Origin of the sequence: Kitasatospora hibisci (genome assembly GCF_043950205.1) — a bacterium.
In the GTDB taxonomy this organism is placed as follows: domain Bacteria; phylum Actinomycetota; class Actinomycetes; order Streptomycetales; family Streptomycetaceae; genus Kitasatospora; species Kitasatospora hibisci.
In genome coordinates, this window is record NZ_CP171642.1 from 2673298 (window position 1) to 2699917 (window position 26620).

A 26620-nucleotide genomic window follows, 5' to 3' on the forward strand; every position below is an offset into this window, starting at 1 on the left:
GAACCATGATGGAGGCCCGCCAACCCCGCCAACTCCCAATGCAGATACGTTCACTCGATGAGGTGATCGATGATCCGACAGACGCTCATGCGACTACTGCTGCGTACCGGTGATTCCGTGCCGGAAGGCGTACGCGACGGCCTGCGCCCGGTCCCGGACGGCCGTTTTGGCGAAGAGGTTGTTGATGTGGGTCTTCACGGTGGCCGGGCTGACGAACAGCCGTTGGGCGATCTCGGTGTTGGAGAGTCCCTCGGCGATCAGCGCCAGCACCTCGGCCTCACGGGCGGTCAGCCCGTCCGGCAGCTCCGCCGACGAGGCGGCGGCCGGGCCCGGCGGAGCCGCGGCGGGCGGTACGGCGGGCGGCGGGGCGGCGGCCCCGGCCGCGTCCGCCAGCCGCTCCAGCAGGCGCAGCTGGACCTGCGGTGAGAGCCCGGCAGCACCCGAGCGGACGTCCGCGATGGCGCGGGCGATCTCCTCGCCGCCCGCGTCCTTGGTGAGGTAGCCGCGCGCACCGGCCCGCAGCGCGGGGAACAGCGAGTCGTCGTCGGCGTACGTGGTGAGCACGACCACCTCGGTCTCCGGATGAGCGGCCCGGATCCGCCTGGTCGCCTCGACGCCGTCGCAACGGGGCATCCGCAGGTCCATCAGCACCACGTCCGGGTGGTGTCGCTCCACCAGGGCGACGGCCTCCACGCCGTCCGCTGCGGCGCCCACCACCTCGATGCCGGGCAGCAGTCCGAGCAGCATCACGATTCCCTCGCGCACCACCGTCTGGTCGTCCGCCACCAGCACCCTGGTCGGGCCCGGCCCGTCCTGCCCGCTCACGCCGGCACCCGCAGCAGCACGCGCCACCCTCCCTCGTCCCGGCCCGCCAGCAGCGTGCCGCCGAGCAGTTCCGCGCGTTCGCGCATCCCCAGCAGACCGTACCCGCTGCCGCTGGCGGCCAGCTCACCCGTGCGGTCGGGGCGGGCCGTGGTGTTGCGGACCTCCAGCTCCACCACCTCGGGCAGGTAGCGCAGTTCGACGGTGCAGCGCGCTCCGGGGGCGTGCTTGCGCACGTTGGTCAGCGCTTCCTGCACCGTGCGCCGCACCGCGAGCCCCGCCTCGGCGGCGAGCGGGCGCGGCGTCCCGGTCACCGAGAACGCGGCCCGCTCACGCGTCGTCAGGTCCACCAGGAACTCCCCGACCGGAGTGAACTCGCCGCGCAGCGCGGAGAGCGCCTGCCGGGTCTCGGCCAGTCCGTCCTGCGCCATCCGGCGGGCGGCGACCACCCGCTCGCGGACCTGCTCCCGGTCGGTGCCCGCGTCCAGCATCAGCCGGGCCGCCTCCAGGTGGACCAGCTGGGCGGAGAGGCTGTGGGCGAGCACGTCGTGGATCTCCCGGGCGATCCTGGCCCGTTCGGCGAGGGCGGCGGCCTCCGCCTCGGCGGCCCGGGCGGCCCGCTCCTGGGCGAGCAGCCGGCGCGCGGTGCCGCGGGCCTCGGTGTCGAGGCGCAGCAGGTAGCCGAGGACGGTCAGCCCGCCGACCGTGGCGCAGACGGCGAGCCAGCTCTCCCAGCTGGCGGCCGTGTACGAGCCGAAGGCGGCCGCCGCCGTGGCCAGCGCGGCGCCCATCGGCAGCCGGACCAGGGCGGCCACGGCGAGCCCGGCCCAGGTGAAGTCGGCCAGGACGTACGCCCGCCCCCACTCGGCGAGCCAGGCGCCGCCGATCAGGACGCCTGCCAGGGCGAGCGAGGCGAGCAGCCGCTGTTCCCGGCTGACCCGCAGGAAGGCCGCCACCACCAGGATCGTCGCGATCAGGCCCGCGACCGCCGCGACCGCGGTCCACCCGGTGTACCCGCCGCGGGAGTACATCCCCCAGATCACCGTGACCAGCAGCACGAGCCGGCCGGCCACGGTGAGGATCCGCCGCGGTCGGCTCTCGGCCTCCCGCTCCAGCCCCTCACGGGACGGCCAGCGGGTCCAGGACCACTCGGGCACGGGCGTCTCCTCCGGGGCTCTTCGGTGGTGCGGTCGGCGGGCGCCGGTCGGGCCCGCGACCGCGCGGGTCGGGTGCGGTCAGTGGGCCGCGGTGGCCCCGTACGAGGGCGCCAGGGTCCGCGCCCTCCAGTTCACCACGAGCGACCTGACCAGCAGCAGGACCGCCAGGCCGAGCAGCAGCGCGCTGCCGGTCTGGCGGACGTGCAGGGCCGCGCCGAGGCCGAACAGGCAGAGCCGGATCGCGATCATGCCCGACCAGGCGGCCACCGTGGCCTTGGTGCCCTTGGCCCAGACCGCGCCGTCCTCGCCGCGCCAGAGCCGGACGGTCCAGCCCCAGACGCAGCCCATCGCGAGCACGGCCAGCAGCGAGCAGGCCAGCAGGGCGACGGACGTCCCGGGGTGGGCGCGGTCGACGAGCTGCGGGTCCCGCAGCGCGAGCACGCCGAGGACCACCGGGAGCAGCCAGGCGCGGCGGCCGGAGTCCAGGCGTTGCGCACGCATCTGACGTTGGACCACCAGGACCATCACCACGATGATCACAAGGACGTTGGCGAGGGCGGTCATCGGACTCTCCGTCCCGACGGAAGGCTGGCTGGGCTGACCTCACCGACGCTACGGATCCGGCCCCGCCGGGTGATCGGAGCCGGGGTGGACCGGGGACGGACCCGGGTGGAAACGACGGCAGAGGGCCCTCCACCCGTGGGTGGAGAGCCCTCGTGGTCGGTGCCGGGATCAGGCGTCGATGCGGGAGCGGTCCAGGGTGGCCGCCGAGTCCACGATGAACTCCTTGCGCGGGGCGACGTCGTTGCCCATCAGCAGGTCGAAGATCCGCTCGGCCTGTTCCAGGTCGCCCAGGTTGATCCGGCGCAGGGTGCGGTGGCGCGGGTCCATGGTGGTCTCGGCCAGCTGGTCGGCGTCCATCTCACCGAGGCCCTTGTAGCGCTGCACCGGGTCCTTCCAGCGCAGGCCCTTGCGCTGGAACTCCAGCAGGGTGGAGCGCAGCTCGGCGTCGGAGTAGGTGTAGTGGTACTTCTCCTGGCCGCGCTTGGGGTTGGTGAGCTCGATCCGGTGCAGCGGCGGGACGGCCGCGAAGACCCGGCCCTGCTCGACCATCGGCCGCATGTACCGCTGGAACAGCGTCAGCAGCAGACAGCGGATGTGCGATCCGTCGACGTCGGCGTCGGCCATGAAGATGACCCTGCCGTAGCGGGCCTGGTCGATGTCGAAGGTGCGGCCCGAACCGGCCCCTATCACCTGGATGATTGCGGCGCACTCGGCGTTCTTGAGCATGTCGCTCACGGACGCCTTCTGCACGTTGAGGATCTTGCCGCGGATCGGCAGCAGGGCCTGGAACTCGGAGTTGCGGGCGAGCTTGGCGGTGCCGAGCGCGGAGTCGCCCTCGACGATGAAGAGCTCGCTGCGGTCGACGTCGTCGCTGCGGCAGTCGGCCAGCTTGGCCGGCAGCGAGCTGGTCTCCAGCGCGGTCTTGCGGCGCTGGGCCTCCTTGTGCTGGCGGGCGGCGACGCGGGTGCGGGCAGCCGCGACGACCTTCTCCAGCACGGCGCGGGCCTGCAGCTTCTCGTCCTTCTTGGCCGAGGTGAGGAAGGCCTTGAGCTCCTTGGCGACCACGGCCGCGACGATCCGGTTGGCCGCCGAGGTGCCCAGCACCTCCTTGGTCTGGCCCTCGAACTGCGGTTCGGCGAGCCGGACGGTGACCACGGCGGTGAGGCCCTCGGTGGCGTCGTCCTTGGTGATGTCGTCCTCGGCGACGCGCAGCAGCTTGGCGGAGCGCAGCACCTCGTTGACCGTCTTGGCGAGTGAGCGCTCGAACCCGGTGACGTGGGTACCGCCCTTGGGGGTGGCGATGATGTTCACGAAGGAGCGCAGGGTGGTGTCGTAGCCGGCGCCCCAGCGCAGCGCGATGTCCACGCCGAGGTGGCGGGTGACCTCGGTGGGCGTCATGTGCCCGAGGTCGTCGAGGACGGGGACGGTCTCCTTGAAGGTGCCCTCCCCGCGCAGTCGCAGCACGTCGCAGACCGGCTTGTCGGGCGCCAGGAACTCGCAGAACTCGGCGATGCCGCCGTCGTAGCGGAACGTCGCCTCCTCGACCTGGTCGCTCTCGGTCAGCCGCTCGTCACGGACGACGATGGTCAGGCCGGGGACCAGGAAGGCGGTCTGCCGGGCCCGGTTGTGCAGGTGCTCCAGCGAGAGCCGGGCGTCCTTGAGGAAGATCTGCCGGTCCGCCCAGTAGCGGATCCTGGTCCCGGCGCGGGCCTTGGGCACCTTGCGGACCTTGGTCAGCCCGTTGGCCGGCTCGAACGGGGCATCCGGGCTGGTCTCGGTGAAGATGCCGGGGGTGCCGCGGCGGAAGCTGATCGCGTGGGTGTGGCCGCCGCGGTCGACCTCGACGTCCAGGCGGGCGGAGAGCGCGTTCACCACGGAGGCCCCGACGCCGTGCAGACCGCCGGAGGCCGCGTAGGACCCGCCGCCGAACTTTCCGCCGGCGTGCAGCTTGGTCATCACGACCTCGACACCGGACAGCCCGGTCTTGGGCTCGACGTCTACCGGGATGCCGCGGCCGTTGTCCCGGACCTCCACCGAGGCGTCGTCGTGCAGGACGACCTCGATACGGTCGCAGTGGCCGCCGAGGGCCTCGTCGACCGAGTTGTCGATGATCTCCCAGAGGCAGTGCATCAGGCCGCGGCTGTCGGTGGACCCGATGTACATGCCGGGGCGCTTGCGAACCGCCTCCAGGCCCTCCAGGACGAGCAGGTGCCGAGCGGTGTAGTTGGAACCGTCGTCGCCGGCCAGCAGTGCGGACGGCACGGTCGTTTCGGCACTCACGCGGCACTCTCCTCAGGTCAGGTTCTGTCTCGTCGGTCACACCGGTCGCATCCGGCTCGGCCGCCAGTGCAGCACATCGCACCGACAGCCGCTCCGCTGCGTGTGCACACCCCTCCGGTGGGTGCACAGCACGGCGAGCCGGTCCCGCGCAGCTTGTACGCGCTGCGCGAACAAGCGCCGCACCCGACGGGGGGCGCCGGGGCGCCATCTCCTCCCGGTACCACCGGTCCTGGCGGACCGTGGGGCCGGGTGCAGGCTCCGGAACTGCCGTTATGCAGGCTACCGGGGTCCGGGACGGGGCTTATGCTCCAACCCGGCAGAGGATTATGCTACGCGGACCCCGCACCCCGTTCCGATCGGGCGTTCGAGGGGTGGGCGGATCCTGGGACCCGGCACGCATGAACCACCGGCCCCCGGGGCACGTCCTCATCAACACAGCAGAATCCTCAAAGAAGAAAAGCCACGAGCGGGAACGTTTTCGGCCTGGTTGGATGTTGACCCTGGTACGACAGCTCGTCGAGCTAGAGAAGAGGCGACGTGACTACTGTTCTGACACCTGCGAGCCCGCTCACCGCGGCTGACCGCTGCGACCGCTGCGGCGCCCAGGCCTACCTGCGCGTCGTACTCGCCAGCGGCGGAGAGCTGCTCTTCTGTGCCCACCACGGCCGGAAGTTCGAGCCCGAGCTCAAGAAGATCGCCGTGGAGATACAGGACGAGAGCGGCCGTCTCACCAGCACCACGGCCACGGCCGCGGACGACGAGCGCTGATTCCGGGCGCCACAGCAGCAGCCAGACCACGAGCTGTGTCCGGTCGCACACTGCGCGCGACCGGTCGGGCCGGGCGGCGGGTCCCCCTCCGGGGACCGGTCGCCCGGCTTCGCTGTTTCCACGCCGGCAGGCGATCGCACGACCACGGGTCGCAGGGCCGCGTTGCCGACACGGCCACCGGGCGACCGGCTACGGCGGTGACAGGCCGCTACAGCACGGAGCGCACGGCGTCCGCGACGCTGCTCACCCGGGTGTAGACGCCCGGGTGCGCCGCCTCCGCACAGCCGGTCCCCCAGGAGACCAGCCCGACCAGCCGGCCCGCGACGACCAGCGGGCCGCCGCTGTCCCCCTGACAGGCGTCCCGGCCACCCTTCTCCTCCCCCGCACAGACCATGCCGCGGGCGTCGAACCGCCCGTCCGGCCCGCCCGGGTAGGCCTTCGCACAGGTCTGGTCGGCGATGGTCGACACGTCCACGCCGCGCAGCGTGGGCGAGTAGTCACCCCTCGCGGTGGTGTCCCCCCAGCCGAAGACCCGGGCCGGCGTCCCCGGCCGGTAGGGCTCGGTCTCGCCCTGGCCGACCAGGTCGAGCACCTGCCGGGCACCCTGCGACTCCGCGAGCGAGAGCACCGCGATGTCGTTCATGTTGGCGGAGAACGAGTAGTCGGGGTGGATCCAGACCGACTCGACCGGCACCTCGCGGCCGGCGGAGCCGCGCAGGTCGTCCCGGCCGAGCACGACCTTCAGCGCCGGCCGGTCGACCCGCCTTCCCCTGGACTCGTCGTAGAAGCAGTGCGCCGCCGTCACCACCTTGGTCGGGGTGACCAGCGCGCCGCCGCAGAACTGGCCGGACCGGCCGTTGCCGAACTGCGGCCGGCTGGAGAGCGCCACCATCCACGGGTGGTCGGCCGTCGACGCCGCGTTCCCGCCGATGATCCGGCGCTGTGCCTCCGCGGATGCGGCTCCGGGGCCGAGCACGACCAGCGGCGCGGGCAGCGCCGCGAGCAGCGCCAGTGCGGCGGCCCGCCGCCGCCGACCGCCGGGCCGGGCGGTCGCGCGTACCGGCGGCCCGGCCGGGGCGCCGGCGGCGGTCGGCAGATCCGGGCGGTCCGGACGATCCGGGGTGGGCAGCACCGTGACTCCAGGTGGCTCGGCAGCAGGCAACCGGCACAGCGTAGGTGACCGACTACGCGCCGCGACCGCGTCCCGCCGCGCGGCCACCCGGACGAGCGACAACGGCCACCCGGACGCTGACGCACCCGGCCCCGAGCCGCCCGGACGTGCGAAGGGGCCCGGAGCGACGTGCTCCGGGCCCCTTCGCCGCAGGGCCGGGCCCTGCGGAAGGTCTGCCGATCAGTCCAGGTAGTCGCGCAGCACCTGGGACCGCGACGGGTGGCGCAGCTTCGACATGGTCTTGGACTCGATCTGGCGGATGCGCTCACGGGTGACCCCGTACACCTTGCCGATCTCGTCCAGCGTCTTCGGCTGACCGTCCGTCAGACCGAAGCGCATCGAGACGACGCCGGCCTCGCGCTCGGACAGGGTGTCCAGTACCGAGTGCAGCTGCTCCTGGAGCAGCGTGAAGGAGACCGCGTCGGCCGGGACGACCGCCTCGGAGTCCTCGATCAGGTCACCGAACTCGCTGTCGCCGTCCTCACCCAGCGGGGTGTGCAGCGAGATGGGCTCACGGCCGTACTTCTGGACCTCGATGACCTTCTCGGGGGTCATGTCGAGCTCCTTGGCCAGCTCCTCCGGGGTGGGCTCGCGGCCCAGGTCCTGGAGCATCTGGCGCTGGACGCGGGCCAGCTTGTTGATGACCTCGACCATGTGCACCGGGATACGGATGGTGCGGGCCTGGTCGGCCATGGCTCGGGTGATCGCCTGACGGATCCACCACGTCGCGTAGGTCGAGAACTTGTAACCCTTGGTGTAGTCGAACTTCTCGACCGCACGGATCAGGCCGAGGTTGCCCTCCTGGATCAGGTCCAGGAAGAGCATGCCGCGGCCGGTGTAGCGCTTGGCCAGCGAGACCACCAGGCGGAGGTTGGCCTCCAGCAGGTGGTTCTTGGCCCGGCGGCCGTCCTCGGCGATGATCTCCAGCTCGCGCTTGAGCTTCGGCGCCAGCTTGTCGGCGGCCGAGAGCTTGTCCTCGGCGAACAGACCGGCCTCGATGCGCTTGGCGAGCTCGACCTCCTGCTCGGCATTGAGCAGCGGGACCTTGCCGATCTGCTTCAGGTAGTCCTTGACCGGGTCGGCGGTGGCACCGGCGACGGCGACCTGCTGGGCCGGCGCGTCGTCCTCGTCGTCGTCGGAGAGGACGAAGCCCTCCGACTCCTCCTCCGGGGCGTCGCCCTCGGTGCCGGACTTGTCACCGGGCAGGGCCACGTCCTCAAGCAGCTCCTCCTCGCCGAGCAGCTCCTCGTCCGCACCCTTGCCGGCCTTGGCGGTGGTGGTCTTCTTGGCCGCGGCCTTCTTGGCCGGGGCGGCGGTCTTCTTGGCCGCGGCCTTCTTCGCCGGGGCGGCCTTCTTCGCCGGCGCCGCCTTCACCTCGGTGGCGGCCGAGGCCGCCTCTCCGGCGGTGATGTCGGCGGACACCGTGCCGACCGGGGCCGCAGCGGCCGCGACCGCCGGGGCGGAGACGGTGGCGCCGGGCGCGATCCGCACGGGGGGCTTGGTCGGGGCCGACGACGCGGCCGGGGTCCGGGTGGTGACCGCCTTGGTGGCGGTGCGCTTGGTGGGGCTCTTGGCCGCAACGCTCTTGCGCTTGGCGCCGGCCGGCTCGGCCGCGCTGACCATGAGGTCCACCCCCTCCTCAATCAGCACCTGGTTGAGGCTGCGCATGACGTTCTTCCACTTGGTGACCGGGATCTGGTCCGCCTCGAACGCCTGGCGCACGTCGTCACCGGCGATCTGCCCCTGGGCCTTGCCCCGCTCGATGAGCGCCAGCAGTGCCGCGGACTCGGCGATCTCGGGGGGAAGCGAACGGGATGTGCTGGCCGACACGAACAACCTCTCGGACGATGAGTGGACTCGAACCCGTACCGGCCGCCCGAGCGGGCGGGGAAGGAAATCGCGCATCGGACGCGCGGTGTCGATTCCGACCGACTCGGGCTTGAGGACTGGGTTTGCAGGACGGCAGCAGCGCCGCAGACCAACACAGCATTCTGACATGTTGGGGTATTCCGGAGCTGCTTCCGCTCAGGACACATCGCTGCTACGCGTCAAGTGTTACGCATGGCCTTCGTGTCGCGGGTCACACCACTCGGCGCCTGCGGCCCGGGGCCGACTTCCATCATCGCGCACTCGCGCCGAAGACGGTTGACATGGGCAGGATATTTCCTGGAGCGTCTCGCCGGTGCGCGGCGGGGCCCGGCGGAGCGGGGCCGCGGGGAGGCCTCGCGGCCAGCGGGTGCGGACCGGAGGGCGGAGGCGGACGAGCCCGCGCGCCGGCGCGCGGGAAGGCCCTCCGACCGCGCCGTGCGATGCGGTGCGGCCGGAGGGCCGGGGGTTCGCGGGAGCCGCTCGGTCGCCGGATGGGCGGCTCAGTGCTCGCGGGGCGCCGGGACGGACGGCTCGATCTCGGGGTGCACGGTGAGCAGCGCCCGCATCGCGACCTCGCCCGCGGTGCCGTCGCCCGTGCCGAGCGCGTCGACCAGCCGGGCGTGGAGGCTGACCGAGGCCTCCGAGGGCCGCTCGCAGGAGGTCGCCGGACCGCCGGACACCTGGAGCGCGCAGGAGACGATCCCGGAGAGGTGCTCCAGCATGCGGTTGCCCGCCATCTGCAGGACCAGGGCGTGCAGCTCGGCGTCGGCCCGGGTGTAGGTGGAGTGATCCGCCTGCGCGGACGCGTGGCCCATGATCTCGACCAGCTCGACCAGCCGCTGCTGGACGTCCTCGCGACCGTGCCCCGCGGCGAGCCGGGCCGCGAGCGGCTCGATCGCCCAGCGGAGCTCGAACAGCTCCCTGCGCTGCTCGTCGCGCTGCGGGCCGAAGGCGCGCCACTCGATGATGTCCGGGTCGAGGAGGTTCCAGTCGCCGACCGGGCGGACCCGGGTGCCGACGTTCGGCCGGGCGCTGACGAGGCCCTTGGCCTCCAGCACGCGCAGCGACTCGCGGACGACGGTGCGGGAGACCTCGAACCGCTGGCCGATCTCCTCCGGGACGAGCGGGCGGTCGGCACCGAGGTCGCCGGAGACGATCATCTGACCGAGCTGCTGGACGAGCTGGCCGTGCAGGCCGCGGCCGCGGCTGCTGGTGGTCTTGCGGCCGACCCGGGCCAGGTCCGACTCGGCGCCCTCCCAGCGGGGCGCCGGCGGGGTCGGCCGGTCGGCGTACGAGAAGCGGTCCAGTTCGCCGGCGCCGGGGATGGCGCTGTCGGCGGAGCGGGCGGGGGTCATGGTGGGGTGCGCAAGGGTACTCACAGGTCCTTTGTCGGCGATCGGCGGGCGCAGCTTGAGAATTCTCGTGAAAAGCACACGAAAGGGTGATCGACCGCGACTGGATAATTGACTTCTTATCAGGAAGAACCGCGCATTGCGGTCACAGGTGGTCGATCTTGGCGGAGCGTCAGCCGAACCACCGCCCGAGGGGTCAGAGCGCGCGACGGCGGACCTGTACCAGGAGGGCGGCGAGCAGCAGGACGAACGCCGGTGCCGACACCGCGGCCAGCAGCGCGGGATCCGTCAGCGCCGACCCGCTCGCCGCAACCCGGCGGTCCCCGCCGTACACCCATCCGTACGCCCACTCCACACCCGACTGGAACGGCAGCAGCTCCACCGCTCGCGACGGCCAGGGCGTGCCTGTCTGGCGCAGCAGCAGCGCCACCCCGGTCTCCAGCAGCGGCGGCAGGGCGCAGAGCAGCAGGACGCCGGCCGCGGCGCTCCGGGTCAGCGAGGCCGTCAGCACCCCGGTCCAGGCCGCCACCACGGTCAGCAGGACGAAGGCCGCCAGTGCGGCCGGGCCGCCGTGGCCCGCTCCGAGCGCCGCCGGGGCGAGCGCTGCGGGCAGGTCGGCGGGCGCCGCGAGACCGGCCGAGGAGAGCGCCGCGGCGAGCCGGTCCGAGAGCGCACCCGGATCCGACCAGGCCGCCACCGTCACCCCGCCCGGCAGCGCGAGGTGGGCGGCCACGGCGTCGACCGCCAGCGTGAGCGGTGCGAGCAGCAGCGCGGCCGCCCCGGTCACCGTCAGCTTGGCCAGCAGCAGCCGGACCCGGCGCAGGTACGAGACCCGGGAGGCCGGCAGCCCCGGGTACCGGACCTCGTGCCCGTAGGAGAGGGCGCCCAGGATCCCGGCGCCGAGCGCCGCGAACGGCAGCGGGATGAGCGGCACGGCAGCCGTCAGCAGTCGGACACCGGCCGGCCCGGAGAGCGACCCGGAGGGTGTCTGGGCGGCCAGGACCGCGGCCACCACGGCGTCGCAGAGCAGCACGGCGGCGAGGAGCAGCCAGGTGGAACGGAGGCCGCGCAGCCGGCGCAGCTCGTAGGCCAGGGCACGCACGGTTCACTCGCTCCGGGGGTCGGGGGTGCTGGGGGTGGTGGGGGTGGTGGTCGCCTCGGTGGGGACCGCCGGCCGGCCGAGGCGGACGGTGTCGGCGGTCAGCAGGTCACCGGCCGAGGCGTCCTCGCGCCGGCCGGTGGCGGGGGCGGGCGGACCGCCGTCGCCGCCGCTCCCGTCGCCGCCACCCTCGGACCAGGCCAGGCTGTTGAGGCCGTCCCGGAAGAGGCGGTCCACGGCGACGCTCGGCTTGGTCTCGTCGAAGGGGTCCGACTCCGGCCGTGCGGGCCGCGGCGCTCCGGCGACGGGTCGGACCGACGCGGTGGCCGCGGTGGCCGCGGTGGCCGAGCCGGCCGAGGTGCTGGAGGAGGCCGTGGCGGTCATGGCGGCCGGGGCGACGCTCACGGCAGCGGCCGCGGGGAGGGCGAGGGCGGGCAGCACCCCGCCGCCGGTGGGCGGAGGCGAGGACGACGCTTCAGCGGCCGGCCGGGGCATCCTGGCAGACGCGGCCCCGTGCGACTCCGCCGTACGGACCGGACCGGCAGGCGTGGGCCCGGACTCGGCGCCCGCCGCGTCCTCGGGCTGACGCTCGCGCAGCGGCTCGGGCCCGGCATCGGACTGGAGCGACGGCCGGTGCTCGGGCTCCGCCGACCGCTGCCCGGACAGCACCGCGCCGGCCGGCCGCGGCTCGACCGGCACCGGGCCGGAGGCCGAGTCGGCGGGCAGCGGGCCGGCGGGCGGCGGCTGGACGCGGACGCGCCCCGAACGGCCCGAGGCCACCGGCAGCGTGACGCGCGGGGCGGGCTGCTCGACCACCCGGTCCGCGAGTTCGTGCAGCAGGATGCCGTTGCGGTAGGCGAGTTCACCGATCTCGGTCCGGCCGATCCCGGCGACCGCGATGCCCGCCCCGCCGTCGCGCCGCACCTTCGCGCCCTGGCCCACAAGCAGATCGGCGAGCCGGGCCATCTGCGGTCCGCGCACCGCCACCTCGGGGCTGAGCCGCGTGCGGCGGAACTCGTTCACCGGCTGGTCGGCCACCAGCCGACCCCGGTCGAGTGTGATCACCCGGTCCGCGAGCTCGGCCGCCTCCTTCGGCGCCCGGGTGGTCACCAGGACCGTCCCGCCCGCGGCTCCGAAGGAGCGCAGGAAGGAGTGGAACCACTCCGCGTTGCGGGGCGAGAGGCCGTCGGTGGGCGCGTCGAGGACGAGGGTGCCGGGGTCTCCGAGCAGAGCCGCGGCGAGCGCGAGCCGGCGGTGCATGCCGGGCGAGAAGGTCCGCAGCCTCTGGTCGCCGACGGCGGCCAGCCGGGTCTGCTCCAGCAGTTCGTCGGCCCGGCGGGACGGGACGCCCACCGCTGCCGCCAGCATCCTCAGGTGGTTCTGCGCCCGCAGGCCCGGGTGCCCGGCCGCGACCCCGGCGGAATTCGCGGCGCCGGTGCCGCCGGGCCCCGCCAGCAGGACGCCGACCTCACGCTCGGGCCGCCGCATCCGCCGGTACGGACGGCCGTCGAAGAGCGCCAGGCCCTGGCCGCGTTCGAGTCCGAGCATGAGCCGCAGCGCGGTGGACTTGCCCGCGTCCTCGGGGCCGAGCAGCGCCGTGACGGCTCCCGCCCGGGCGTCGAAGGTCAGATCGAGCACCGCCGGCGGAGTACCTCTGCGGTAGACCTTGGTCAGTCCGGTGATCTGGATCATCGCTGGCTGCTCCCATGCCCTCGGCCGACCGGCGCCTGTACGGCGCGGGACGCCCCGCGCCGCCCCCGCGCCAGCACACTAGGGGGCTGCGGGGACGATTCCGGGCATTGCGGGAGCGGCACGGGCCCGCCGTCCGCGCACCTCACCCGATCAGGGGACAATCCGATCCTGCGACCGAGCGGCGGACCCTCCGGTCGGCCGTGTCAGGACTCCGGGCGCAGCATGGGCGGGTTGAGGACGGTGGCGCCGCCGGCGGTGAACAGCTGTGCCGGGCGGCCGCCCTGACGGGTCGTCGTACCGCCGGAGGGCAGCAGGAAGCCCGGCGTGCCGGTGACCTTGCGGTGGAAGTTCCGCGGGTCGAGCACCACGCCCCACACGGCCTCGTAGACCCGGCGCAGCTCGCCGACGGTGAACTCGGTCGGGCAGAAGGCCGTGGCGAGCGAGGAGTACTCGATCTTGGAGCGGGCGCGCTCGACCCCGTCGGCCAGGATGAGGCCGTGGTCGAAGGCGAGCGGGACACCGTCCGCCGGGCTCTTCCCGAGCAGCTCGGTGACGGGTGCCCAGCGGGCGCTGCTGGCGTCGCCGCCGGCCCGCGGAGTCGGCAGGTCGGGCGCCAGGACGAGGTAGGCGACGCTGACCACCCTCATCCGCGGGTCGCGCTGCGGGTGACCGTAGGTGGCGAGCTGTTCAAGGTGGGCGCCGGCCGCGCCCGGGCCGGCCGTCTCGTGGCCGGGGGCGGAGTACGCACGCAGGCCGGTCTCCTCGGCGAGTTCCCGGGAGGCCGCCTCGGCCAGGCCCTCGTCCGGGCGGACGAAGCCGCCGGGCAGGGCCCAGTAGCCCTGGAAGGGCGGCTCGCCCCGGCGGACCAGCAGGGCGCAGAGCTCATGGTCCCGAACCGTCAGCACCACCAGGTCGACCGTGACAGCGAACGGGGGGAAGGCCGACGGGTCATAACGCGACATGGCGACGATCATAGTCGTCTTTCTGACGATAAGCACAGGCCCTGTGCACGGACCGTGCCGCGGCGGTACCTGACCGCTTCCGGCGGCGCTGCGGGGCGGACGACACAGCGCCGCCGACGGGCGGGCCGCGCGGGGGCGGCCGGGCGAGGCCCGCCCTCCGGCCCCGACCAGCTCCGCTCCGACCGGCCCCCGCCCCGCCCGTGCGGCGGAGGGCGCGTCAGCGGGCGGCCGTCAGCGGGCGACCAGCTGCAGGTCGGCGGACGCCTCCTCCACCATGGCCACGCCGATCCGGCTCACCCGGACCGAGAACGGCTCACCGGCCACCCGCAGCCCGGTCAGCTGCAGCTCGCCGAGCGGTGCCGTGCTGGCCGGGCGGACCAGCACCCGCCCGCCCGGGGCATCGGGCCGGACCCCGGCGAGCGCGAACACCGCGTGCACCGCCCCGGCCGCCGACACCGCCGCCGGCCGGCAGGCTCCCGGATGCGGCACCGGCGGGCAGCCCGGCGTGCGCTGCTCCCCCGCGTACATCTCGGGCAGTCGCCCCTCGAAGTGGGCGGCCGCGCCCAGCAGGCCCTCCAGCAGGGCGCCGGCCTCGTTCTCGTGGCCGGCCTCCGCCAGCCCGGCGACGGCCAGGGCGGTCTCGTGGACCCGCACCGCGCCGCTCCGGTGGCCGAGCGGGTTGAACCGGGGCGATTTGGCGCTGAGCGTGCGCAGGCCCCAGCCGCTGTCCAGCTCGGGCGCGGCCAGCCGCTGGGCGAGCAGCCTGGTCTGCTCGCGGTCCAGCAGGCTCTCGTGGCGACCGCCGTCGGCCGAGAGCCCCGGATCGAGGAGGTGGACGATGGTGGAGGCGACCGCGGGCAGCGGCTGGCCACCCGGGGCGAGACCGGCCGCCGGGCGCCCGCCGGAGAGGTCGTCGATCCAGAACCGGTCCCGGAAGCGCCCGCGCAGCTCGGCGGCCCAGCCGCGCCACTCCTCGGCGCCCGGGCGGCCGAAGGCCTCCAGCAGCTCGGCCCCGTGCAGGGCGGCCCGGTGCGCCTGCGCCTGGACCTCGGCTCGGGCCGCCACCGGGTGGGCGGAGCGTTCCTCCACCGGTCGGCTCAGGTCCGTGACGAAGCCGTCGACCAGGCCACCGCGCAGGGCGCCGAGGGCGCGCTCGGCGGCCGGGAGCAGCTCGGTCACCTCCTGCCGGGGCAGGCCCCACCGCCAGGCCTCGGCCAGCACCGTGACGAACAGCAGGGTCGCTTCGGTGGCGGTGCAGGTGGGAGGCAGCTCGGGGCCGCCGTGCCGGAGTGCGCCCGGCAGCAGTCCCTCGGGACGCCGGCCGGGGCCGCCGGGCGCGCCGGGGCCGGCGGCGGGGTGCAGCTGCTGGCGGCGGGCCAGCGCCCGCAGGGTGCCGGCGGCCAGCCGGGTGCCCAGCGGGAGGGTCAGCCGGGCCGCCCAGAGCGCGTCGGCCGGGGTGAGGCCGAACCGCCAGGGCGCGCCGGAGGCCGGATAGAGGTCGGTGGGGCGGTCCGGGTCGGCGAACAGCAGGCCGCCGAGCGCCTCCAGCGAGCGGGCGACCAGCGTTCCGGCCCGGGAGTCGTCGCTGCGGACCTCGGGCTCCGCCCAGGGCAGCGGGACGCCGGTGCCCCGGCCGCCCGGCGGGCGCGGCCCGGGGGCGGTGGTCTCCAGCTCGACGCGGAGCTCCACCGACCAGCGGGCGCCGGGCTGCACTTCGAGGTCCCAGCGCAGCACGCCCGCGCCCGCGAGCACGGCGTGCGGCGACGGCTTGGCGCTGACCACCGCGCTGTGGGTGGGACCGACCCAGCGCAGCCCGGCGGACTGCACCTGCCCGGGCAGGTCCGGCGGGCGGTGGCCGGCGGCGATCTCGCCGACCGGGCCGAGGTCGGTGCCGAGCGCGATCTCCAGCGGCAGCCGGGCAGGACGGCTGCCGGTGTTGCGCACGGTCACGGTCTCCACGCCGTCGGCGTGACGCAGCCGCTCGACGGTGAGCGCCGGGTCCGGGTCGAGGTCGCCGGGGATGCGGACGGCGCCGAGGAAACGGGCCTGCGCCGACGTGGTGAGGGTCCCCTGGAGCGGCAGCGGCTCCATGCCGCCGATCCGCAGCTCCATCCGCGCCACCACCCGCAGACCGGAGCGGTAGAAGCCGTGGAGGCCGTGGCCGCGCAGCTGTCCGTCCGGGCCCGAGGCGGCCATCGCGGGCGCGTTCACGCAGAGCACCGCGTGGTGGGCGGCGGCCGGCTGGGGACGCGGCGGTGCGGCAGGCCGGGCCTGGCCGGCGGGTCCGGCCCCCTGGGCCTGGTCGGGCCGGCCGACCGGCCTGGGGGGCGCGCCGACCACGCTCTCGGCCGGCACGGCCTGTGGTGGCCTCATCGCGGTCACCGGACTCTCCTCCCTCGGCGGTCCGGTGGCCGGTCAGGCCGGTGGGCCGCGAGATGCTCTATCGCGTACTGATGGTGCCGGGCCGACGGGGGTGCCCGTCGGCATGTGTGCCGTGCTGGCCGTACCCGCCGAGGGGTCGTGCCATGCGGTGCGCGGTACCGCTGCGGCACCCGCTCCGCCTCCCGCCCCGGGCACCCCTTTGTGCCCGGCACGTCGTCATGTCCGGTGTCCGGCACCACCCTGACGCCGCACCACGGCCGGAACCGCCGCACCGCCGACCACCGGGACGGGTTCGGCGGTGCATCCCCGTCCGGCGCTCCGGAGTCCGGCGCGCCGACGACGGCCCGGCCGGCTCGCCGCCGACCGACCGCCGTGGACGCCCCGGCCACGCGTGCCCACCGGTGGGCCGGAGGCCGTCCGGGCGCAGTGCCCCCGGGTTGAACGCCGCAGACCGGGCCCAGGTAACGCCCTGCGCTCCGATCCGGCCGGCCGGACCCGGGCGCGCTCGCCCGGGGCGCCGCTGCCGTCGGGCGGTGCGCGCCCGAACGGTGACGTTGCGAAACGAACCCGCCCGGGGCGGATCCCCCCTGGTGGAGCCGACGTCCGTTCCGCCCCCGGTGCCGTCGGCCGGTGACCGACGACGGGCCACCGCCGAACCGGTCTCCGACCGCCGTCAGGATACGGTGCGGGGGTCGCGGCGCCTGCACCGGCGACACCGCTGACGGCGACGCGACCGCTGTGACCTGCACATACCGAGGAGTTGTATGTCTACCGCCAGCCGGCTGCCCGGGATCGTCACGACCGACCACGTCTTCCAGCTGCCCCTCGACCACGCCGCCCCGCAGGGGGAGCAGATCGACGTGTACGCCCGCGAGGTGGTGGCGTCGGGCCGCGAGAGGGACGACCTGCCCTGGCTGCTCTTCCTCCAGGGCGGACCGGGCGGCAAGGCCGGGCGCCCGCTCGGCCGGGACGGGTGGCTGGAGCGCGCCCTCGACGACTACCGGGTGCTCCTGCTCGACCAGCGCGGCACCGGGCGGTCCACGCCCGCCAACCGGCAGAGCCTCGCCCGGCGCGGCGGCGCCCGGGAGCAGGCGGACTACCTGGCGCACTTCCGCGCGGACTCGATCGTCCGGGACGCCGAGCTGATCCGCCGTCGGCTGGTCGGCGACCGCCGCTGGAGCGTGCTCGGCCAGAGCTTCGGCGGTTTCTGCACCCTCACCTACCTCTCGATCGCGCCCGAGGGCCTGCACGAGGCCTTCGTCACCGGCGGTCTGGCCGGCCTGCGCAGCTCGGCCGACGACGTCTACCGGGCGGCCTACCCCCGGGTCGTCCGCAAGAACGAGGAGCACTACGCCCGCTACCCGCAGGACGTCGGGGCGGTCCGGCGGATCGCCGCGCACCTGGCCGACTCCCCCGCGACCCTGCCGGACGGCGGACTGCTCACCGTCGAGGCGTTCCAGTCGCTGGGGCTGATGCTCGGCGCCGGGAGCGGATCCGGCACCCTGCACTACCTCCTGGAGGAGGCCTGGGTGGAGGGTGCGGCCGGGCCGGAGCTGTCGGACACCTTCCTCGCCGGTGCGCAGGCCAAGCTCTCCTTCGCCGAAGGACCGCTCTACGCCGTGCTGCACGAGTCGATCTACGGCCAGCGCTCGGTGGAGCCGGGCGGGACGGCCTGGTCGGCCGACCGCGTCCGCAAGGAGTTCCCGGAGTTCGACGCCCGCACGGCTCTGGAGTCCGGCGCGCCGGTCCTGTTCACCGGGGAGATGATCTACCCCTGGATGTTCGACACCGACCCGGCGCTGCGCCCGATCAAGGAGGCCGCGGACCTGCTCGCCGCCCGCACCGGCTGGGCCGACCTCTACGACCCGGCGCGGCTGGCCGCCAACGAGGTGCCGGTGGTGGCGGCCGTCTACCACGACGACATGTACGTGGACACGGCCGATTCCCTGCAGACCGCCCGCGCGGTGCGCGGCCTGCGGACGTGGATCACCAACGAGTGGGAGCACGACGGCCTGCGGGTGAGCGGGGGCAAGGTGCTCGACCGGCTGATCGCCATGATGCGCGACGAGGTGTAGCGGGCGGGAGCGTCCCGGGGCGGAGCACGGGCCGGATCGGCGGACCCGCCGGCGGATCGGCGGGCCCGCCGATCCGGGTGACCGCCCGGCCCGGCCGGAGCCGGGTGCTCCTGCCGGCACGGGTGCTCCTGCCCGCACCGGCGCTCCGGCCGGCACCGGTGCCCCGGGGCTCACAGCGCGTGCCGAGGCCCGACCCCCGGGCCCCGGACGCCGTGGCACCGGCCCCGCCGGCCGGCCTGCGGGGCGGGCGCGAGCACGCCGGCCACCCGGGGCGAGGGGCGGCCGAGCCGCTGCCCGGGGCCGTGGGCCGCGGAGGAGGGCGGGCGACGCCCCGGCGGCACGCCTCGGCGCGGCAGCGGCCCGGCGCTCGGGCAGCCCCCGGCGTGCCCGTGGCCCGTCCCGTGGTCGGCCCCGGCCGGGCGGCGGGCGGGCGGGAGGCTCGGCCCGGGCGCCTGACCGGGATCAGGAGCCCCGGGTGCGGGCGGTGCCGTGGTCTCCCGCCGGGCACGACGCCGGCGGGCACGCGCGGAGCCCGGCCCTCCCGGCCCTCCCGGCCCACCCGGGCCGTGCGCCGGATCGGCCCCCGGCCCGGCCGCGGGCCCTTCGTCCCGTTCCGGCTCGGCCGCCCCGACCGTCGAACCGGGCCCCGCAGCACCGCGCGCCGGCCCGCCGGGCGACACCGGCACCGCCGACGGCTCCCCGTCCGCGTCCGGCCCACCGCTCCCGGCCACGCCACCGTCCTCCGTCGCCTCGGCGGCCGCGCACCCGGTGGCCCCCGGGCCACCCCCGGCCGGGCTGCTCCGGCGACGCCGCTCGGCGTCGGCGCGGGCGAGGAGCGGGGCCGGCGAGAGGCCGGCGTTCAGCGACTCGTGGAGCAGCTGGGCCAGCAGGTACGAGGGATCGAGGCGCAACGTGTGGGCGAGCACCACCCTGGCCGTCGCGGTGTCCCCGGCCACCCAGGACAGCCAGGCGAACAGGGTGAGCGGGGGCGAGGCGTAGCCCGTGTAGGGCGGCACGCAGCGCCGGGCGAGGAAGCGCCAGAGCCGCTGGGCGGGCGCGAGCTCGGCCGGCCTCGTGTACTCCGCGGCGCGGTCCCGGACCCGGCGGTCCTGGAGTGCGACGAGCAGGCGGGCCGCCCGGAGCTCGTCGAGCTCGCCGGCGCCGGTCGCGAACTCGGCGACGGCCTGGTCGACCAGCGCGGCGCCCCGCTGCTCGGCCCGCTGCCGCCCGCGCGCAGCGCCCATGGCGCGCTCCGCCCGGGCGAGCGCGCGCCGCTGGACGTCCGAGCCGGGCGGGCCGATCGGAGCCAGCCCGGCGACGATCGACTTGCGGCTGCCGCGCGGCGCCAGGCCCGCGACGGTGGCCGCCACGGCGGCCGGGCCCGGGCCGGGGGTGTGCCGGACCGGGTGGCCGGCCGGATCGCAGCACCCCTGGCGGCGGCAGAGGAACGACCACCAGCGGCCGCCAGAGACGCAGAGCGACTCCTTCACCGCCACCCCCCTGGTCTCGAAGGCCGTCTGCAGCTCCGCCGCCAGCGGGCCGAGCCGCTCGCGGACGGGCGGGCCGTGCGTGGTGCCCGGATCGGGGCCGGGATCCTGGCAGAGGTAGAGGAGCACCTGGGCCGGGCGGTGGTCACGCCGCTCGGACAGGCCGACCAGCAGGGCGGCCGTCTCGGCGGCGGCGGCGGGCCACTCCCCGGGCGAGTCGGGGAGATCCAGCCGGATCACCCCGCCCTGGTGGAGGTCCGGCCCCTGGAGACCGACGGCGACGATGCTGTCGTCGGGGTGGAACCCCAGCAGGTAGGGCAGCAGCTCGGCCATGTCGGCCGGGCCCCGCATGGTGACCGTTCGCGGCCCGGCGGGGCCGAAGGGCAGCGGAATGCGTGCGTCGTTCATGGCGGGAAGAGTGCAGCCATTTCGCGAACGGTCCCGAATCTTTCGGATTCCCTGTGGACAACTCCCGCCTGTGGATAAAACGTCCTCCTTTCGAGCCACCCTTCGCCACTCTCCCGAGGGATATCTGACGCCGATTCAGCTGGAGAGCGGATGAAATGATGCGGTGCTCCGCCCGGCCGTGAACCGCCGTGGCCCCTCGCCGTTCGCCCGTTGTCGGCACCTCGGGGTTTCATGGACGGCATGAAGCAGCCGCAGACCCACAGCACCGACAGCGCGGCCCCCGCCACGGCCGGTACCGGTCCGACCGACGCCGGGGGCGCGACGGACGCCGACCGCACCGAGGTCCGAGGGCGGGCCGAGGCCGTCCTGCGCGAGCTCGCCGGCCCCTCCGCCACGCTCCGCGAGGACCAGTGGACGGCCATCGAGGCGCTGGTCGTCGACCACCGCCGCGCCCTCGTGGTGCAGCGCACCGGGTGGGGGAAGTCCGCCGTCTACTTCATCGCGACCGCCCTGCTGCGTGCCCGCGGGGCCGGGCCGACGGTGATCGTCTCGCCGCTGCTCGCCCTCATGCGCAACCAGGTGGAGTCGGCGGCCCGGGCCGGCATCCACGCCCGCACCATCAACTCGGCCAACACCAACGAGTGGGACGCGATCCAGGCCGAGGTGGCGGCCGGCGCGGTGGACATCCTGCTGGTCAGCCCCGAGCGGCTGAACAACCCCGACTTCCGCGACCAGGTGCTGCCCAAGCTCGCCGCCTCCACCGGCCTGCTGGTGGTCGACGAGGCCCACTGCATCTCAGACTGGGGCCACGACTTCCGCCCCGACTACCGCCGGCTGCGGACCATGCTCGCCGACCTCTCGCCGGGCGTCCCGGTGCTCGCCACCACCGCCACGGCGAACGCCCGGGTCACCGCCGACGTCGCCGAGCAGCTCGGCACGGGCGGCACCGACGAGCGCGCCCTGGTGCTGCGCGGCCCGCTGGACCGCGAGAGCCTCACCCTCGGCGTCCTCGGCCTGCCCGATCCGGCCCACCGGCTGGCCTGGCTTGCCGACCACCTCGACCGGCTCCCCGGCTCCGGCATCGTCTACACCCTGACGGTCGCCGCGGCCGACGAGGTGACGGCCTTCCTGCGCGAGCGCGGCTTCGCGGTGGCCTCCTACTCGGGCCGCACCGAGGACGCCGAGCGCCGGACGGCCGAGGCCGACCTGCTGGCCAACCGGGTCAAGGCGCTGGTCGCGACGTCCGCGCTCGGCATGGGCTTCGACAAGCCCGACCTCGGCTTCGTGGTCCACCTGGGCTCGCCCAGCTCGCCGATCGCCTACTACCAGCAGGTGGGCCGGGCCGGCCGCGGCGTCGACCGGGCCGAGGTCCTGCTCCTCCCCGGGCGGGAGGACGAGGCGATCTGGCGCTACTTCGCCTCGCTGGCCTTCCCCCCGGAGGAGCAGGTGCGCCGTACCATCGACGCGCTCGCCGAGGCCGGCCGGCCGCTCTCCACGGCCGCGCTTGAGCCCCGGGTGGATCTGCGCCGCGCCCGGCTGGAGACCATGCTCAAGGTGCTCGACGTGGACGGGGCGGTCCGCCGGGTCAAGGGCGGCTGGACGGCCACCGGGCAGAGCTGGGAGTACGACACCGCGCGCTACGCCAAGGTCGCCGCCTCCCGCGAGGCCGAGCAGCGGGCCATGCGCGAGTACGCGGCGGCCACCGGCTGCCGGATGGAGTTCCTGCGGCGGCAGCTCGACGACGAGCAGGCCGCGCCGTGCGGCCGCTGCGACAACTGCGCCGGGCCGCTGCACACCCCGGAGGTCTCCGCCGAGGCCCTGGAGGCGGCCCGGGCGGCGCTCGGCCGACCGGGCGTGAGCTTCGAGCCGCGCCGGCTCTGGCCCACGGGCATGGACGCGCTCGGAGTGCCGCTCAAGGGCCGCATCCCGGCCGGCGAGCAGGCCGAGACCGGGCGCGCCCTCGGCCGGCTCTCCGACATCGGCTGGGGCAACCGGCTGCGCACCCTGCTGGCCGGCCAGGCCCCCGACGTGCCCGTGCCCGGCGAGGCCGTGGACGCACTGGTGGCCGTGCTGGCCGACTGGGCGCGCGGCCCCGGCGGCTGGGCCGGGACCGAGACGGCCGAGGGCACCCGACTGGACCGGCCGGTCGGCGTGGTGACCATGGCCTCGGCCACCCGCCCCCGGCTGGTCGGCAGCCTCGGCGCCCGGATCGCCGAGATCGGCCGCCTGCCGCTGCTCGGGCGGATCGAGTACGCGACCGGCCAGCCCCCGCACGGCGCGCGCAGCAACAGCGCCCAGCGGCTGCACTCGCTGGCCGGCACGCTCGTGCTGCCCCCGGAGCTGGCGGACGCAGTGACGGCGGCGGGCGGGCCCGTGCTGCTGGTGGACGACCTGGTCGACTCGGGGTGGACGGTCACCGTGGCCGCACGGCTGCTGCGCAGGGCCGGGGCGAGCGCCGTCCTGCCGCTGGTGCTGGCCGTGCAGGGCTGAGCTGGCCCGGCACCGAGGGGAAACAGCGGGCGGCACGGTCCCGCGGAAAGATCTGGAGGTGGCGCCATCACCCGAATGGAGTAATGGCGTCCGGCACTGTACTGCGGCGGCCACACGGCCGAACGGAACGCAAGGCGATCCACGAATGGGAGGAAGAGCCCGTGCTCCAGGCACTTCGCGGTGCCCTTCAGGTCGCCGGGACCACAATCCCGTGCCGCCCGAGTGGTTTCCGCCCAAGCGTGGAATATATCCGGCAGAACGATGACTTTCGGGCGGCGTTCATCATTTCATCGTTGCCGCTCCGCCCCGTCTGCCCTGAGAATTGGACGGTACCCGTAACCCGGTCCGACGGACCAGGCCTTTGGCGTACGTGCGCACCAGCGCGCCCGTGGGTCGGGAAGGAGGATCGTGATCAACGGTATCGGCCGAGGTCAGTATCCCCTCGCCCGGAGCTCGTCGCCCAGACGGGTGCTGGATCTGGAGGCGTGGGCGACCGCGGGGACCCCGTTGCTCCGCGATCCGCACGAGTTCGTCCTGGAGCTCCACCAGCGGCACCTGCCACAGCCGGGCACAGTCGTGATCGCCGTCCTGGACGCCTCGCACCGGCTGACCGCCTCGGCCTCGTTCGCGCCCTGGCCCCACGACACCGACGGCTGGCAGCACCGCAACGCGCTCCTCGGACACCTGCGCCAGGTCACCCCGCACGACCTGCGACAGCCGGCGCCGAGCCGGACGGCCGTCCTCCTGCGCTGCCGGGAGGGTGCGGCCGGCTGGACGGAGCAGGACGGCGCCTGGATGTGGGCGCTGCAGGACGCGGCCGTCCTGCACGGCCTGCGCTGCGGCTCCTACATCACGCTGACGCCGGCGGGCTGGCAGATCCTCGGCGACGGGCGGAGCGGGCGCAACCCGCACGCGGGCTCCTGGGCGGACGGGCCGGTCCACACCGTGACGGAGCTGGCGCCACGGTCGGCACTGCGCCAGACCTCGGAGCGGGCGGCCCAGCACGGGGACCGCTCGCAGCGCTCCCGGCCGGCCGAGCTGCCCTGGACGCCGGCCCGGGTTGCGGCGATCGAGCCGGCCCGGCGCACCGGCACCCGCTGACCCGACCGGCGGGCACACCGGGGAGCACACCGGGGGGCGCTGCAACCTCGCCACGGCCCACACCGCGGCACGCACGGCGGGGCGACCAGGGCGGCCGGCCGAGCAGCGCGGCCGCGGCGCCGCCGCCCGGGACGGACGGCCCGGAAGCGCGCCGCGCGCGATCCGGGCCCGGTGCCACTCGGCACCGGGCCCGGGCGGCCGGCAGGACTCGTGTGCTCAACCGGCGCTCGGCCGGTCGCCGGCACCGGACGTCAGGCGCGCACCGGACGTCAGGCGCGCACCGGACGTCCGGCGGGCGCACCGGCGGCGGCCGCGGCGGCCGGACCGGCGTCGCCACAGACCACCAGGAGGCCCACGGCGTGGCCGAGCGCCTTGGTGAACGCCTCGGCGGCACGGCGGGCGGTACCGCCGTTGACGGCCAGCACGACGACCTCGCGGCGGGCCGGGCGGGTCAGCGCGGCGTCGGCGTAGAACACGTCACCGCCCTCCGCGAGCTGCGCCCAGTAGCGCTCCTCACCGAAGGTCAGCTCGTGCTGCTGCCAGGGGTGCGCATCACCCACGGTCAGGACCAGGATGTCGCCCGGCTCGCGGCCGGCGTCCAGCAACAGGTCTACCGCCTCGTCGGCGCGCTCCACGGCCTCGGCCGCGGCGGCGGCCACGAGCCGGACCGCGACCTGCGGAGCGGCGGGCGCGGTACGGCGCGGGCCGGGCATGGGGATCTGGCCCGGGCGCGGCGGCGGAGCGGACCGGGCGGCACGTGGCGGAGCCGGCCGGGGAACCCCGGGACGGGGGCCCGGTACCGGGGCCGGCGCGGCCGCGACGGCCGACGGTGCGGAAGGGGTCGAGCTGCCGGCGGCAGCCGTGCGGAGGGCTTGTGCGTCCGACTCTCGGGGGAAGGGAACGCCGGGGCCCGGGAGGCTCTCGTGAATCTCCGGCTCCTCGGGGAAGACAGGCATACCCGGATATCTATCAAATGCCGGTCGGACGCGCACGGGCGCCCCACCTATTGGGCCCCACGAACCTTCCGCCCCCACCCCGGGCAATTCCCGACGGACCGTCAGAAACCGAGCGTCAACTGCTCGCCCGCCGGAGCCTCCGGACCGGCACCGCCGCCCCCCTCGACGACCCGGATCCGCTTCAGGTGGCGCCACTTGGGGAGGCCGTCCATGAAGGCCCAGGAGACCCGGTGCTGCTCGGTGGGCCCGAACTCCTCCAGCGCCGCCCGGTGGACGGGGGACGGGTAGCCGGCGTTGTCACCGAAGCCGTACTCGGGGTGGAGCTCGCCCAGATCGGCCATCAGACCGTCGCGGTGCACCTTGGCGAGCACCGAGGCGGCGGAGACGCAGATGCAGGACTGGTCGCCCTTGATCACGGTGCGCACCCGCCAAGGGCCGCCCAGGTAGTCGTGCTTGCCGTCGAGTATCACCGCGTCGGGCTCCACCGGCAGCGCCTCCAGGGCGCGGACGGCGGCCAGCCGGAGGGCCGCGGTCATCCCCAGCTCGTCGCACTCCGGAGCCGTGGCGTGACCGAGCGCGTACGCGGTGACCCAGTCGGCCAGCACCGGGGCCAGCGCCTCGCGGCGCAGCTCGGTGAGCAGCTTGGAGTCGGTCAGGCCCTCCGGGGGCCGGCGGAGCCCGGTGACGGCCGCACCCACGGTGACGGGGCCGGCCCAGGCTCCGCGCCCGACCTCGTCCAGGCCTACGACGATCTTGGCGCCGGCTCGGCGGAGCGAGCGTTCGACGGAGTGGGTCGGCGGGACGATGGGCATCTCGGTGTCCGTTCAGCGGTGGCGACACCAGCCTAAGCCCCGCCCGAGGCCGCCCCGACCGCCTTCCGGCGACGGCGACGGCGACGGCGGCGGCAGGCCCGGGCGATCCGGGCGACCGACAACGCCCGCCCCGCGAACCCCACGACACCCCGGGCCCCGGCGCGAGCCCTCAGGCCTTCAGGGCCGGATCATCGGGACCAGCACGTCGTCCACCAGCTCCACCGCGAACTCCGGGCCGAACTGCCGGCCACAGGTCTTCACCCGGTACATCAGCATCGCCGGGGCCACGTCGACGGCCATCGAGGTGTCCGCGCCGGGCCGGACCTCCCCGCGCTCGACGCCCCGCCGGAGGATGTCCACGATGGTGCCCCGGGTCGGCACGATCACCCGCTGGATGATGAAGTCCTTGAACAGCTCGGCCTGTTCGTGGTCCAGCTCACCCATCAGCGCCTGCATCGCACCGCCCGCCCTGGAGTTGATCGCCCCGGCGAAACCCTCGATGAGCAGCAGCAATTCACGACGGGTGGACCCGAGGTCGGGGGTGTCCGTGGGCCGTGGGAGAGTGGAGTCCAGGGCGTCGATGACCAGTTCGACCTTGGACGCCCAACGCCGGTACAGCGCGGCCTTCCCGGTCCGCGCGGCAGCGGCGACGCCTTCCATCGTCAGCCGCGCAAATCCGCCGGAGGTGAGCTGGTCGAGCGCAGCCTCGAAGATCGCCCGCTCCAACTCCTTCCCCCGGCGGCGCACCGGCCGGGACAGCACCTCGGCCGCCTTCTGCACCGCGCAGCGCGCGACGGGCACGGCGGCGGCCGCGACGGGCACGGCGGCGGCCGCGGCGGGCACGGCGGCGGCCGCGGCGGGCCCCGACCCGGGCCCGTCGACCCTCGGCCCGGGTGCGGCCGCAGGTCCGGCCGGGGACTCGGCGACTCTCCCCGCGGCCTGCTCCGCCGCCCGACCGCCCGTCCGGTCCGCCGCCTGGCGCCGCACCAACTGATCCATGCTCACCAACCTTAAGGAACGCTTGCGTTCACAATCTCGCCCAGGATATCGTCCAGAGTAGTGAACGATCCCGTTCCTTCCTAGCTCGCGGGACGCCGCAGGGACCGCGCCGGGCCCCGGGTCCACAGCACACGAAGCAACCCGGGCCGACGGCATACGCAGCACACGTAGCAA

At 75.1% G+C, this 26620-nt stretch carries 19 protein-coding genes; 4 read left to right on the top strand and 15 right to left on the bottom strand.

Annotated elements, in window-relative coordinates; genetic code table 11:
• Positions 1 to 93: 93 nt before the first annotated feature.
• From ACF9IK_RS11410 to ACF9IK_RS11425, 4 genes are all read right to left on the bottom strand, one after another.
• Positions 94 to 747 carry a response regulator gene (locus ACF9IK_RS11410; protein WP_395298541.1) on the bottom strand — a complete coding sequence of 218 codons (654 nt, stop codon included), beginning with the start codon at positions 745 to 747 and terminating at the stop codon, positions 94 to 96.
• A gap of 74 nt (positions 748 to 821) precedes the next feature.
• Complete coding sequence (locus tag ACF9IK_RS11415) at positions 822 to 1979, bottom strand: sensor histidine kinase (RefSeq protein WP_395294123.1); 1158 nt, start codon at positions 1977 to 1979, stop codon at positions 822 to 824.
• Positions 1980 to 2057: 78 nt separating this feature from the next.
• Positions 2058 to 2543, bottom strand: a complete 486-nt coding sequence (locus tag ACF9IK_RS11420) for a DUF1453 domain-containing protein (protein ID WP_395294124.1) — start codon at positions 2541 to 2543, stop codon at positions 2058 to 2060.
• Between the two features lie 168 nt (positions 2544 to 2711).
• Positions 2712 to 4823 carry a DNA gyrase/topoisomerase IV subunit B gene (locus ACF9IK_RS11425; protein ID WP_395294125.1) on the bottom strand — a complete coding sequence of 704 codons (2112 nt, stop codon included), beginning with the start codon at positions 4821 to 4823 and terminating at the stop codon, positions 2712 to 2714.
• 537 nt (positions 4824 to 5360) lie between these two features.
• On the opposite strand from ACF9IK_RS11425, the gene ACF9IK_RS11430 reads away from it, so the two are divergent.
• Positions 5361 to 5591 (top strand): DUF7455 domain-containing protein, encoded by a 231-nt coding sequence (locus tag ACF9IK_RS11430; RefSeq protein WP_395294126.1) that lies wholly within the window; start codon positions 5361 to 5363, stop codon positions 5589 to 5591.
• Positions 5592 to 5799: 208 nt separating this feature from the next.
• Here the strand turns inward: ACF9IK_RS11430 and ACF9IK_RS11435 are convergent, their stop codons facing one another.
• The 7 genes from ACF9IK_RS11435 to ACF9IK_RS11465 all read right to left on the bottom strand — a co-directional run bounded on the left by ACF9IK_RS11435 (position 5800) and on the right by ACF9IK_RS11465 (position 16109).
• A complete protein-coding gene (locus ACF9IK_RS11435; protein WP_395294127.1) occupies positions 5800 to 6753 on the bottom strand; it encodes a S1 family peptidase in 954 nt (317 codons plus the stop codon).
• A gap of 189 nt (positions 6754 to 6942) precedes the next feature.
• Positions 6943 to 8598 (bottom strand): RNA polymerase sigma factor, encoded by a 1656-nt coding sequence (locus tag ACF9IK_RS11440; protein WP_395294128.1) that lies wholly within the window; start codon positions 8596 to 8598, stop codon positions 6943 to 6945.
• A gap of 533 nt (positions 8599 to 9131) precedes the next feature.
• The gene (locus tag ACF9IK_RS11445) at positions 9132 to 10064 is read right to left on the bottom strand and encodes a FadR/GntR family transcriptional regulator (protein ID WP_395294129.1); all 933 of its coding nucleotides are present in this window, start codon (positions 10062 to 10064) and stop codon (positions 9132 to 9134) included.
• 115 nt (positions 10065 to 10179) lie between these two features.
• Positions 10180 to 11085: a hypothetical protein gene (locus tag ACF9IK_RS11450; protein WP_395294130.1), complete on the bottom strand. Its 906-nt coding sequence runs from the start codon at positions 11083 to 11085 to the stop codon at positions 10180 to 10182.
• Positions 11086 to 11088: 3 nt separating this feature from the next.
• Positions 11089 to 12774 carry an ATP-binding cassette domain-containing protein gene (locus tag ACF9IK_RS11455; RefSeq protein ID WP_395294131.1) on the bottom strand — a complete coding sequence of 562 codons (1686 nt, stop codon included), beginning with the start codon at positions 12772 to 12774 and terminating at the stop codon, positions 11089 to 11091.
• Between the two features lie 203 nt (positions 12775 to 12977).
• Positions 12978 to 13736 carry an NUDIX hydrolase gene (locus tag ACF9IK_RS11460; RefSeq protein ID WP_395294132.1) on the bottom strand — a complete coding sequence of 253 codons (759 nt, stop codon included), beginning with the start codon at positions 13734 to 13736 and terminating at the stop codon, positions 12978 to 12980.
• 231 nt (positions 13737 to 13967) lie between these two features.
• Positions 13968 to 16109: a glycogen debranching N-terminal domain-containing protein gene (locus tag ACF9IK_RS11465; RefSeq protein WP_395298542.1), complete on the bottom strand. Its 2142-nt coding sequence runs from the start codon at positions 16107 to 16109 to the stop codon at positions 13968 to 13970.
• Between the two features lie 773 nt (positions 16110 to 16882).
• On the opposite strand from ACF9IK_RS11465, the gene ACF9IK_RS11470 reads away from it, so the two are divergent.
• Complete coding sequence (locus tag ACF9IK_RS11470; RefSeq protein WP_395294133.1) at positions 16883 to 18193, top strand: alpha/beta fold hydrolase; 1311 nt, start codon at positions 16883 to 16885, stop codon at positions 18191 to 18193.
• 170 nt (positions 18194 to 18363) lie between these two features.
• Here the strand turns inward: ACF9IK_RS11470 and ACF9IK_RS11475 are convergent, their stop codons facing one another.
• A complete protein-coding gene (locus tag ACF9IK_RS11475) occupies positions 18364 to 20088 on the bottom strand; it encodes a DUF4192 domain-containing protein (RefSeq protein WP_395294134.1) in 1725 nt (574 codons plus the stop codon).
• Positions 20089 to 20328: 240 nt separating this feature from the next.
• Between ACF9IK_RS11475 and ACF9IK_RS11480 the strand changes: the two genes are divergently transcribed.
• Together ACF9IK_RS11480 and ACF9IK_RS11485 are read left to right on the top strand one after the other, a co-directional pair.
• Entirely contained in the window at positions 20329 to 22578 is a 2250-nt protein-coding gene (locus ACF9IK_RS11480) for a RecQ family ATP-dependent DNA helicase (protein ID WP_395294135.1), read from the top strand.
• A 468-nt stretch (positions 22579 to 23046) separates the two neighbouring features.
• Positions 23047 to 23679 (top strand): hypothetical protein, encoded by a 633-nt coding sequence (locus ACF9IK_RS11485; RefSeq protein ID WP_395298543.1) that lies wholly within the window; start codon positions 23047 to 23049, stop codon positions 23677 to 23679.
• Between the two features lie 269 nt (positions 23680 to 23948).
• Here the strand turns inward: ACF9IK_RS11485 and ACF9IK_RS11490 are convergent, their stop codons facing one another.
• The 3 genes from ACF9IK_RS11490 to ACF9IK_RS11500 form a co-directional block, all read right to left on the bottom strand.
• A complete protein-coding gene (locus tag ACF9IK_RS11490) occupies positions 23949 to 24392 on the bottom strand; it encodes a hypothetical protein (RefSeq protein ID WP_395294136.1) in 444 nt (147 codons plus the stop codon).
• 344 nt (positions 24393 to 24736) lie between these two features.
• Complete coding sequence (locus ACF9IK_RS11495) at positions 24737 to 25447, bottom strand: ribonuclease HII (protein ID WP_395294137.1); 711 nt, start codon at positions 25445 to 25447, stop codon at positions 24737 to 24739.
• 177 nt (positions 25448 to 25624) lie between these two features.
• On the bottom strand, positions 25625 to 26446 hold the full coding sequence (locus ACF9IK_RS11500) for a TetR-like C-terminal domain-containing protein (protein WP_395294138.1): 822 nt from the start codon (positions 26444 to 26446) through the stop codon (positions 25625 to 25627).
• Between the last annotated feature and the right edge of the window lie 174 nt (positions 26447 to 26620).